Raw genomic sequence first — 10327 nt, 5'->3', positions numbered from 1 at the left:
CCCGCGGGGGCGAACAGCTCGTTCTGAGCGGCGTCCATCGCGGCCAGCACCGCGCCCCGCAGCACCGCCCGCCCGCCGACCGCCCCGGCGCGTACATCGGTGCGCAGCGGGGAGAGGCGGGCCAGATGGCCGGCGACCCGGTCGGCGAGCGCGTCGCCGCCGGCCAGGCCGATCTCGCCGCCGAGCACCACGCACCCGGGGTCGAGCACGGCGCACACGGCCGCCACGCCGAGGGAGACCCGTGCGGCCAGCGCGTCGAGGAACGCGGCACCGGCGTCACCGGCGGCCACGGCGGCGTGCACCAGGGCCTCGGCGGGCGGCGCGTCGGTCTCGGAGGCGGCGTCGGCCTGGCTGCCGGGGCCGGTGCCGCCCGGGCCCCGGATGCCGTGTTCCGCGGCGAGTGCGCAGATCGCGGCGGAGCCGGCCAGGGAGTGGAAGCCGCCGGAGCAGCCGCTCGCGGAGGGCAGCGCATCGGTGCCGGGGACCGGCAGAAAACCGATCTCGCCGGTGCCGCCGGAGGCGCCGCGCCGCAGCTTGCCGTCCAGGACCACCGCGGCGCCGGTGCCATGGCCGAGCCACAGGAGGACGAAGGTGTCGTGGTCGCGGGCCGCGCCGTCGCGCTGCTCCGCGATGGCGGCGAGGTTGGTCTCGTTCTCCAGCAGGACCGGTACGGCCATCCGGTCGCGCAACTCACCGACCAGCGCGGCGTGCCACGAAGGGATCCAGTCGATGCTGCCGAGCCGGCCGGTGGCGGGGTCGACCAGGCCGGGGGCGCCGACGGCGAGGGTGTGCGGATGGCCGGCGCCCGCCGCGGCGAGGGTCTTGTCCACCGCGGCGAGGGAGGCGGCGACGGCCGTGTCGGGGGTGTCGTCCGGGCCGATGGGGACGGTCTGCTCGGCGCGCACCTTTCCCAGGAGGTCGGCGACCGCGACGGTGACGCTGTGGGTGCGCAGATCGAGGCCGACGAGATGGGCCCGGTCGGCGACGATCCCGTAGAGCCGGGCGTTGGGGCCGCGCCGCTGCGCACCGCTCTCGCCGACCACGGCGATCAGACCGGCCTCCTGGAGGCGTTCGACGAGATCCGCCACGGTCGGCCGGGACAGACCGGTCAGCGTTTTGAGCTGACCAGCCGTCAGGGGCCCCTCGGACTGCAGGAGTTGCAGCGCCAGGCGATCGTTGATCAGCCGAGCGGTGGTCGGTGAGGCGGTGCGGCCGGCGGCCGCCGCGCGCGGTGCATGCATGACGGGATTCTTTCACCCTGTCGATCCGGCCACTTATTATCAGGCAGGCTTCCTGATAGTTTACCGCCCATGGCTGGCACCGGCGTCCACGACGACGTCCTCCCCCTCCCCCGCAACGGGCTGCGCCGCGCGCGCTGGGCCGTTGCCCTGGTGTTCCTCATCCATGGATCGGTCACCGGCAACTTCGCCACCCGCATCCCCTGGATCCAGGACCACACCGGTATCTCAGCCGGCCAACTCGGCCTGGCCCTCGCCTTCCCGGCGATCGGCGCGTCCTTGGCGATGCCGCTGGCCGGCCGGATCAGCCACCGCTTCGGCGCCCGCACCGCACTGCGCGGTCTGCTCGCCCTGTGGACCCTCTCGCTGATCCTGCCCGCCCTCTCCCCCGGCCTGTACGCGCTGTGCCCGGCGCTGCTGGTGTACGGGGCGTCCTCCGGTATGTCGGACGTGGCGATGAACGCGCTGGGTGTGGAGACCGAGGACCGGCTCGGCAAGCCGATCATGTCGGGGCTGCACGGCATGTGGAGCGCGGGCGCGCTGCTGGGCTCGGCGGTCGGTACCGTCGCCGCACACGCAGGGTGGGACGCCCGGATCCATCTGGCCGGCGCCGCGCTCGTACTGACCGTGCTCGGCGCGCTCGCCTGCCAGGGCGTACTGGATCTGCGCAGCGCCCCCGAGGAGCATCCGCCGCCGCGCTTCGCGCTGCCGCCCAGGTCGGCGCTGATCATCGGGGCCATAGGCTTCTGCGCGGTCTTCGCGGAGGGCGCCGGCCTGGACTGGTCGGCGGTCTATCTCCGGGACGAACTGGGCACCGATGCGGGCCTGGCGGCCGCCTCGACCACCGCCTTCGCCTGCACGATGGCGATCGCGCGGCTGGCCGGCGACAAGGTGGTGGCCCGCTTCGGCGCGGTGCGCACGGTGCGGGCCGGCGGGGTGCTGGCGACGGCCGGCGGCCTGCTGATCGTCGCGGCGAGCCATCCGGCGATGGCGATGGCCGGGTTCGGCCTGGTGGGCCTCGGTATCGCGGTCGTCGTCCCGCTCGCCTTCGCGGCCGCCGGGCGCAGCGGTCCCGCGCCCAGCCAGGCGATCGCGGGCGTGGCCACGATCACCTACACCTCCGGTCTGATCGCGCCGTCCGCGATCGGCGGTATCGCCCAGGCGACCTCGCTGACCGTGTCGTTCATGCTGGTCTCGACGCTGACGCTCGGACTGGTGGTGGGCGCGCGGGTGTTGCGGGTGCCGGGGCGCGAGGCGCGCACACGCGTGGCGGAGCCGGCGACGGACCTGGAACCCTCGTGAGGTGAGCGGGGGGGGGCGCGGACCGTCCGGTCCGCGCCCGCTCCTCAGGCCGCGTCGGCCTCCGTACCCGTCCCGCCGTCCGAGTCCGCCGGCCGCAGCAGCTCCGCGGCGATCGCGCGGGCGCGGTCCGACCACGGGGTGGGGCGCAGCGTCTGTGCGTCGACGCGGACCAGCACCCGGTGGCCCTGGGCGTAGGTCTCGGCGCCGTCGGCCGAGCAGAGCCGGAAGCCGTAGGTGAGACCGGTGCGGCCGAGGCGTTCGACCCACAGGTGCGCGGCGTAGTGGCCGGGGCTGGTGACCGGGCGCTCGTAGGAGACCCGCATCTCCTTGATGACGTTGCACATGTCGCCCGCCGCGGCCCAGTCGCCGTCGAAGCCGAAGCCCTGGCCGTGCCAGTACTCCGCCCAGGCGCGCTCGACCAGCAGCGGGTAGCGGGAGTTGTGGAGCATGCCGAGCGCGTCGAGGTCGTCGAAGTGGACGGTGACGGGGACCAGCTGCCCGTACGGAACGGGGTGGGCGGCCTGGAGGGGTGCGACGCTCACGGGTTGATGCTCCTGTGGTTCTTGGTGTGGTTGCCCCAGCGGTTGGTGCGGGTGGTGCCGCTATGGCGGGTCGGAGCCATCGTAAGCGGCTGCTTAGAATGCTTTGTCCCCCCAATGTGAAGACCTCGTTACGAAGACCCCGTGACGAAGAAGTGGAGCAGTCATGGGCCTCGGCGTGCGCTGGACCGTGCATGGCGACGGGCGCAACCCGGCCCCCGGCGCCGTGGTCAGACCGGATGAGCGGCTGTCGTGGCCGCGCACCGTCGGGCTGGGCGCGCAGCATGTCGTCGCCATGTTCGGCGCAAGTTTCGTCGCGCCGGTCCTCATGGGGCTCGACCCCAACCTCGCGATCATGATGTCCGGTGTGGCGACGGTCATCTTCCTGCTGGCCACCCGCGGCCGGGTGCCCTCGTACCTGGGCTGTTCGCTCTCGTTCGTCGGGGTCGCCGCGGTCATCCGGGCGCAGGGCGGCACCAGCGCGACCGTCACCGGCGCGGTCCTGGTGGTCGGGATCGCGCTCTTCCTCGTCGGCCTCGCGGTCCAGCGGTTCGGCGCGCGGATCATCCATGCCGCGATGCCGCCGGTGGTCACCGGCGCGGTGGTGATGCTGATCGGCTTCAACCTGGCGCCGGTGACGGCGAGTACGTACTGGCCGCAGGACCAGTGGGTGGCGCTGCTGACCATGCTGTTCACCGGGTTCGCCGTGGTCTGTCTGCGCGGCTTCTGGTCCCGTATCGCGATCTTCCTCGGGCTGGTCTTCGGCTACGCCGTCTCCTGGGTCTTCGACCGGGCCTTCGGAATGATCCACTCGGTGAACGGCGCGGGGAAGGTCACCGACCACTGGCGGCTGGACTTCTCAGCGGTCGGCAAGGCCGACTGGATCGGCCTGCCGTCGTTCCACGGGCCCACCTTCCAGTGGTCGGCGATCCTGGTCGCACTGCCCGTCGTGATCGCGCTGGTCGCGGAGAACGCCGGACACGTCAAGGCGGTCGGCGAGATGACCGGCGACCCGCTGGACGACGAGCTCGGCACCGCCATCTCGGCGGACGGCGCGGCCTCGGTGCTCTCCACCGCGCTCGGCGGCCCGCCCAACACCACCTACTCCGAGAACATCGGGGTGATGGCGGCGACCCGTGTCTACTCCACGGCGGCCTACTGGGCGGCGGCCGGCTTCGCCCTGCTGTTCGGTCTGTGCCCGAAGTTCGGCGCGGTGGTGGCCGCGATCCCCGGCGGGGTGCTCGGCGGTATCACCGTCATCCTGTACGGCATGATCGGCCTGCTCGGTGCCCAGATCTGGCTGCACAACAAGGTGGATCTGCGCAATCCGCTCCACCTCGTGCCGGTCGCCGCGGGCATCATCATCGGCGTCGGCGGCGTCAGTCTGCACATCAGCGAGAACTTCGAGCTGAGCGGTATCGCGCTGGGCACGATCGTGGTGCTCGTCGGCTACCACGCGCTGCGCGCCATGGCCCCCGCGCACCTGAAGGCGCAGCCGCCGCTGCTGGACGAGGGCGCTTCGTCGTACGACAAGGACTGAAGGNACTGAAGGGCGGCCCGGCCGGCGCCGGTGCGGGGCGCGGCATCGCTCAGGCCGCCGCGCCCCGCACCGCCCGCCCGGCTCAGTTGCCGAGCTTCCTGACCGCCTGGTAATACGTCCAGGCCAGCCCGTTGCAGGAAGTCTTCTTCGCGCCGGAGTAGCGCCCGCAGACCCGCTTCAGGTCCGCGTACAGCGCGCTGTCCAACCGGGGTTTGTCGGCGGTGAAGGTGCCCGCCTTCTTGTAGTTGCGGTAGCCGAAGTCATGCCGTGCGCAGGAGATCTCGAAGGGAAAGCCGAAGGGGTTGTCGGGGGACTTCGAGCAGTAATCCGTGGACCAGTCGAAGGCGTAGGCGGACCATTTCGACCGGTCGCCGCGGGCCGCCACCCAGTTGCCGTAGCTCGCCGCGTCGGTCTGTGTCCAACTCGCCAGCACCTGGGGCCTGTCGGCGGGCACCGCCCGGGCCGGGGCGGCGGCGGCCAGCAGCGCCGTGATGCTCAGGAGCGGGGCGGTGAGTGCGGCGGAAAGTCTTCGGGACATACTCCAACCTCCGGAATTCTGCACCGCGTTCACCGCGGCGCTTCCTGGAACGTCGAAAGATATGGGGCTTTCTCAAAGGCCGTTGCCGCTCTTTGCGGATCAATGGCAGAGCCACAAGAGGGCGCGCCGGTTATTACCCCGTTCCGGTCAACAGCAACCGGCATACGCCGATATCAGCAATCCGGATGTCACGCTGAGCCGATGACGACGATTCAGCAATACGGCGGCCCCGGCCGGCCGGACACGGCCGAAGGGTCCGCGGCCCGTCCCCCCGAAGGCGCGGAAGCCGCGGCGACGAGGGGCGTGGCGGAGGTGCTGGCGCGGATGCGGGCGCTGGCGGCGGCGCTGCCCGCCGAGGACGGGGTGGCCGTCTTCAACGGGGTCTATCTGACCGTCACCGAAGCGGTGGCGGGGCGCATCGGGCGCGGCACGTTCCAGGATCCGGTGGCCGCGGGCGAACTGGACGTGCGCTTCGCACGACGCTATTTCGACGCGGTGGACGCCGCGGCCGCCGGGCTGCGGCCGCCGGCCTGCTGGCGGCCGCTCCTCCAGTTGCGCCGGCATCCGGGGGTACATCCGCTGCAGTTCGCGCTGGCGGGGATCAACGCCCACATCGGCCACGATCTGGCGCTCGCGGTGCTGGACACCTGCCGGGCTCTGGAGTGCGAACCGGCCGCGCTGGAGACCGACTTCGACCGGGTGGGCGAGGTGCTGACAAGCCTGGAGGAGCGGATCCGGGAACGGCTGATGCCCGGCCCCGATGTCCTGGACATCGCCGATCCGCTGACACATCTGATCGGGTCGTGGAGCCTGGACAAGGCCAGGGACGGCGCCTGGGTGGCGGCCCGGGCGCTGTGGAGCGTACGCCGGCTGCCGGATGTGACGGAGGAGTTCACCGAGCGGCTGGATGCCGGGGTGGGCCTGGTCGGGCGGATGCTGCTGACTCCGCTGCCCGGCTGACCCGGCCGCCGCCCCGGCCGCCACTTTGGCGCCGTGCCCCGGAACTCCCGTATCCCGGCGATACGTTGCGCAAGGGGCTACGCGACACGAAGGAGTGCAGGTATGGCCATGCGACTCGGTCTGAGCCTTCCGCAGATGCGGCAGTACGACATCGGACGGGACGTGCCCGACGTGGCGCGGGCCGCGGAGCAGACCGGTTACGAGAGCCTCTGGGTCTTCGAGCGGATCCTGTTCCCCGAGCCCGCCGCCCAGGGGCTGTACGGCATCCCGGGCCTGACCTGGCCCGATCACTACCGCTCGGTGGCCGACCCGCTGGTGACGCTGACGCTGGCCGCGGCCGCCACGGAACGGGCGCGGCTGGGCACCAGCGTGCTGGTCGCCCCGCTGCACCTCCCCTTCCAGCTGGCCCGCACCCTCGCCTCACTGGACGCGGCGAGCGGCGGCCGGGTGGTCGCGGGCCTGGGCACGGGCTGGTCGCTGGACGAGTACGCGGCCGCCGCCGTCGCCCCGTTCGCGCAGCGCGGCAAGGTCCTCGACGAGCTGATCGACGTCTGCCGGACGGTGTGGGGCCCGGACCCGGTGGCCTACAAAGGGTCGCTGACCACCATCGCGCCGTCCGTCGTCGGCCCCAAGCCGAAGCGGCCGATCCCGATCCTGCTGCCCGCCACCAGCCCCCGCGCACGGCGCCGGCTGGTCGACAAGGCGGACGGCTGGATGCCGGTCGGCATGGGCGCCGAGGCGCTCGCCACGCAGTGGGAGCAGCTGCGGGAGCTGGCCGCGGAGCGGGGGCGCAAGGAGCCGGTGCAGAGCGTGTTGCGGGTCAACACCCGGCATACGGGCACGGCGTACACGGGCCCGGACCGCAGCCCCTTCCAGGGCAGCGTCGAGCAGATCGCCGAGGATCTGTTCGCGCATGCCGAGGTGGGCCTGGAGGAGATCCTCATCGATCTTCAGGGCGATGCCCGGGACGCCGAGGAGCTGAAGGATCTCGCGGCGGAGGTGTACGCGGCGGCGCGGGAGGCCGGGGTCTAGGGCCTGCCGGGGGCGGCAGAAGGGGCCCGGCGGTGGTGCCGGGCCCCGTCCCGCTAGTCCTCGGGCAGTTCGACGGGCGCGATCTCGTCGTACACATCGCCCGGGCCCGGGTTGGTGGCGTCGGTGGCGCCGCCGAAGTGGTGCATCACGCCCCACACCGCGTTCAGCGCGGTCTGCACCGCGCCCTCGGCCCAGCCGGCCGTCCAGGAGATGTCGTCACCGGCGAGGAAGATGCCGCGCTTGTCCTCGGGGAGGCGGTCCTGCATGAAGTGGGTGAACAGCCGCCGCTGGTAGCGGTAGTGGCCGGGCAGGTTGGCCTTGAACGCGCCCATGAAGTAGGGCTCGTTCTCCCAGGACACGGTGACCGGGTTGCCGATGATGTGCTTGCGGATGTCGACCTTCGGATAGATCTCCGACAGCGACTTCAGCATGACCTCCATCCGCTCGTTCGCCTCCAGCGGCAGCCACTTGAGGCTGTCGTCGCACCACGTGTACGAGAGGCAGATGACGGCGGGCTGGTCGGGACCGTTGTCGAGCAGGTACGTACCGCGCGTCATACGGTCCGTCAGCGTCATCGACATGACGTCCCGGCCGGTCGGCTGTCCCTTGTCGTCGACGGCCTTGTCCAGCCAGAACGGCCGGTCGACGGGCACGAAGAGCTTGGAGGACTCCATGTAGTGGGTGCGCTCCATCGCCGTCCAGTGGTCGATGGGGAAGAGCGAGTCATCGCAGGCGATCTTGCTCAGCAGCATCCAGGACTGCGCGGTGAAGACGGCGGCCTCGTAGGTGCGGATGTCGCCGTCGGCGTCGGTCACCGTGATGCGGTTGCCGGCGGTGCGGTGCAGCCGGGTCACGGCGGGGCGCGGCGTGCCGTCGTGCAGCGAGGACAGCGAGGTGCCCGGCGCCCAGTGGACGATCTTCGCCGGCTCGCGCTCCCACAGGCGCATCGGGAGCTGCTGGCTGCCGCCGACGATGCCGCGGTGGTGGTCGTCGGCCTCGGTGTAGACGACCCGCAAGATCTCCAGGATGGAGTTGGGGAAGTCGGTGTCCCAGCCGCCGGTGCCGAAGCCGACCTGGCCGAAGATCTCGCGGTGCCGGAAGGACTTGAACGCCTCCGACTCGCACAGGAACCCGTAGAAGGTCTGGTTGTCGAGCTTCTCGACGAGCCGCGCCCAGATCTCGCGGATGCGCGGCACATCGCGCTCACGCATCGCCTGGTTCATGTCGGAGAAGTCGGCGCCCTCGTCCAGGCAGGCGTTCCACGCGTTCATCACGTCGCGGTAGACCTGCGGGAGGTCGTCGACGGTGACGGCGTAGTGCGACTCGCCCTTGAGGTCGACGACGGTCGACGGGGTGTCGGCGGCGAGCGGGTTGGGGAACGGCGTGGTCTGCAGGCCCACCAGGTCGATGTAGTGCTGGAGCGCCGTCGAGGACGGCGGGAAGCGCATGGCGCCCATCTCGGCGGTCAGGCCGGCGGCCTCGGACGGGGTGCCCTCGAAGCCGACGGTGCGCAGCCGGCCGCCTATCCGGTCCGCCTCGTAGACGACGGGCTTGAGGCCCATCTTCATCAGCTCGTAGGCGGTGATGATGCCGGAGAGGCCGCCGCCGATGACCGCGACCTCCTTGCCGTGCTCGACCGCGGGGATCTGGCCGAGGCCCGCCGGGTGGGCGAGGAAGTCGTCGTAGGCGTACGGGAAGTCCGGGCCGAACATGGTGATCGGCGGCTGGGCATCCGCGTGGTGGGCGGCGGTGGGCACCGTGGACGTCATCGGGGGCGGACTCCTTGCAAGCAGGGCACAGCAGGCGGGGCGGGGCGGGGCACGGCGGCGCGGGCCGGGGGGACGGCCGGCGCGCCGGTACGGAGGGGTGAGAGGGGGGTCAGGTCACGTCAGCGGGCCGTACAGCTCCGGCCGCCGGTCGTGCAGATACGGGTTGTCCGCCCGGGATTCCTTCAGGAAGACGGGGTCGACCTCGGCCCGCACCAGCTGCTCGGTGCGGCCGGCGCGGGTGCGTACGACACCGTCCGGGCCGGCCAGGCAGCTGAGGCCGACGAACTCGAACTCGCCCTCCGCGCCGACCCGGTTGACGTACGCGACATACATCTGGTTCTCGAAGGCGCGGACCGGGATGACGGACTCGGCGACGAACTGGAAGGGGTGCATCTGCGCGGTGGGCACCAGCAGCAGGTCCGTACCGGCCAGCGCATGCGCCCGGACGTTCTCCGGGAACTCCACGTCGTAGCAGATCATCACGCCGATCCGGACGCCGGACAGCTCGGCCTGGACGACGGTCTGCTCGCCCGGGGTGAACCACTCGCGCTCGAAGCAGCCGAAGAGATGGGTCTTGCGGTAGTTCGCGAGGCGCTCGCCGCCGGGGCCGATGAGCTGCGCGGAGTTGTGGACCGCGGCGCTGTCGGGCTCGTCCTGGGCGGCGCGCTCGGGGTAGCCGTAGAGCACCGCGATGCCGTGTTCGGCGGCGATCTTGCCGATGGCCTGTGCGCTGTCGCCGTCGGCGGTCTCGGCGAGGCGGTGCACATCGCCGCCGATGGCGTAGCCGGTCAGGAAGAGCTCGGGGCAGGCGAGCAGTCCGGAGCCGGTCGCGGCCGCCGCACGGGCCGCGTCGTCGAGCACCCGCAGATTGTGCGCGACATCGCCGGGCCGGCCCGAACTCTGGAGCAGGGCGGTGTGCAGCGACGTCATGGGACCCCTCGGCGGAAAGGTTCGGGCGGGACGCATTGACGGTACGGGCCGCCGGCGATCCGGGACAAGGCGCCAGCGTTGCGTGCCGATGGACGATTCATTGCGCGTTCAAGGGACTCTGCGGCGATTCGTTGCGCCCGGCGTTCGCGCAGGTGGGGCCGGGGGTGCCGGACGTCGGTCGGAGGGCGGGTGGGCCCGTGGTCGGACGGGCGGGGCCCGCCCTTCCGCCGCGCGGCGGAGCCGGGTCGTTCCGCGGCGCGATGTGTGCGCCAGGGGGCGGACGGCAGCGTGGGAGGCGTCCGGAAAGGCCGGTCGCACGTCCTCCTCCCAGCCCGCGAAAGGGCCGTCACGCCATGAACCGTATGTCCTCCGGCAGCCGCCGCTCCCGCACCCGGATCGCGATCGCCACGGCCGGTGCGGTGGCCCTGGTCGCCGCCGTCGCCGCCGGCTCCGCGGCCGCCTCCGACGGCGCGCCCGCC

General features: G+C 72.1%; 9 protein-coding genes. 4 read left to right on the top strand and 5 right to left on the bottom strand.

Translation table 11 applies throughout. The annotated features are described in order from the left end of the window. The coding region (locus DY245_RS18975) for an ROK family transcriptional regulator (RefSeq protein WP_147318350.1) at positions 1–1241 on the bottom strand (1241 nt) is incomplete at its 3' end. Positions 1242–1310: 69 nt separating this feature from the next. Here DY245_RS18975 and DY245_RS18970 point away from each other — a divergent pair. Beyond that, a complete protein-coding gene (locus tag DY245_RS18970) occupies positions 1311–2540 on the top strand; it encodes an MFS transporter (protein WP_128508440.1) in 1230 nt (409 codons plus the stop codon). Positions 2541–2584: 44 nt separating this feature from the next. Here the strand turns inward: DY245_RS18970 and DY245_RS18965 are convergent, their stop codons facing one another. Next, a complete protein-coding gene (locus DY245_RS18965; protein ID WP_128508439.1) occupies positions 2585–3082 on the bottom strand; it encodes an acyl-CoA thioesterase in 498 nt (165 codons plus the stop codon). 163 nt (positions 3083–3245) lie between these two features. Between DY245_RS18965 and DY245_RS18960 the strand changes: the two genes are divergently transcribed. Further along, positions 3246–4619, top strand: a complete 1374-nt coding sequence (locus DY245_RS18960; protein ID WP_128508438.1) for a uracil-xanthine permease family protein — start codon at positions 3246–3248, stop codon at positions 4617–4619. A gap of 82 nt (positions 4620–4701) precedes the next feature. Here the strand turns inward: DY245_RS18960 and DY245_RS18955 are convergent, their stop codons facing one another. Next, complete coding sequence (locus tag DY245_RS18955) at positions 4702–5157, bottom strand: phospholipase (protein ID WP_128508437.1); 456 nt, start codon at positions 5155–5157, stop codon at positions 4702–4704. Between the two features lie 201 nt (positions 5158–5358). Here DY245_RS18955 and DY245_RS18950 point away from each other — a divergent pair, with 201 nt between their 5' ends. Further along, on the top strand, positions 5359–6117 hold the full coding sequence (locus DY245_RS18950) for a DUF5995 family protein (protein ID WP_280524984.1): 759 nt from the start codon (positions 5359–5361) through the stop codon (positions 6115–6117). A 102-nt stretch (positions 6118–6219) separates the two neighbouring features. After that, on the top strand, positions 6220–7149 hold the full coding sequence (locus tag DY245_RS18945) for an LLM class F420-dependent oxidoreductase (RefSeq protein WP_128508436.1): 930 nt from the start codon (positions 6220–6222) through the stop codon (positions 7147–7149). Positions 7150–7202: 53 nt separating this feature from the next. On the opposite strand, the gene DY245_RS18940 is transcribed toward DY245_RS18945, so the two are convergent. Together DY245_RS18940 and DY245_RS18935 are read right to left on the bottom strand one after the other, a co-directional pair. Further along, entirely contained in the window at positions 7203–8918 is a 1716-nt protein-coding gene (locus DY245_RS18940; RefSeq protein ID WP_128508435.1) for a flavin monoamine oxidase family protein, read from the bottom strand. Positions 8919–9032: 114 nt separating this feature from the next. Then, a complete protein-coding gene (locus tag DY245_RS18935; RefSeq protein WP_128508434.1) occupies positions 9033–9848 on the bottom strand; it encodes a carbon-nitrogen hydrolase family protein in 816 nt (271 codons plus the stop codon). Positions 9849–10327: the final 479 nt, after the last annotated feature.

This window comes from Streptomyces inhibens (genome assembly GCF_003389455.1).
Classification (GTDB): domain Bacteria; phylum Actinomycetota; class Actinomycetes; order Streptomycetales; family Streptomycetaceae; genus Streptomyces; species Streptomyces inhibens.
Note: the sequence above shows the minus strand (reverse complement) of the source record. Positions and strands in the feature narration are given on the sequence as shown.

What these genes read in the sequence shown, in the direction of transcription:
- DY245_RS18935 (WP_128508434.1), bottom strand. Translation starts at nt 9,848, where the DNA reads ATGACGTCGCTGCACACCGCCCTGCTCCAGAGTTCGGGCCGGCCCGGC.
- DY245_RS18940 (WP_128508435.1), bottom strand. Translation starts at nt 8,918, where the DNA reads ATGACGTCCACGGTGCCCACCGCCGCCCACCACGCGGATGCCCAGCCG.
- DY245_RS18950 (WP_280524984.1), top strand. Translation starts at nt 5,359, where the DNA reads ATGACGACGATTCAGCAATACGGCGGCCCCGGCCGGCCGGACACGGCC.
- DY245_RS18955 (WP_128508437.1), bottom strand. Translation starts at nt 5,157, where the DNA reads ATGTCCCGAAGACTTTCCGCCGCACTCACCGCCCCGCTCCTGAGCATC.
- DY245_RS18945 (WP_128508436.1), top strand. Translation starts at nt 6,220, where the DNA reads ATGGCCATGCGACTCGGTCTGAGCCTTCCGCAGATGCGGCAGTACGAC.
- DY245_RS18960 (WP_128508438.1), top strand. Translation starts at nt 3,246, where the DNA reads ATGGGCCTCGGCGTGCGCTGGACCGTGCATGGCGACGGGCGCAACCCG.
- DY245_RS18970 (WP_128508440.1), top strand. Translation starts at nt 1,311, where the DNA reads ATGGCTGGCACCGGCGTCCACGACGACGTCCTCCCCCTCCCCCGCAAC.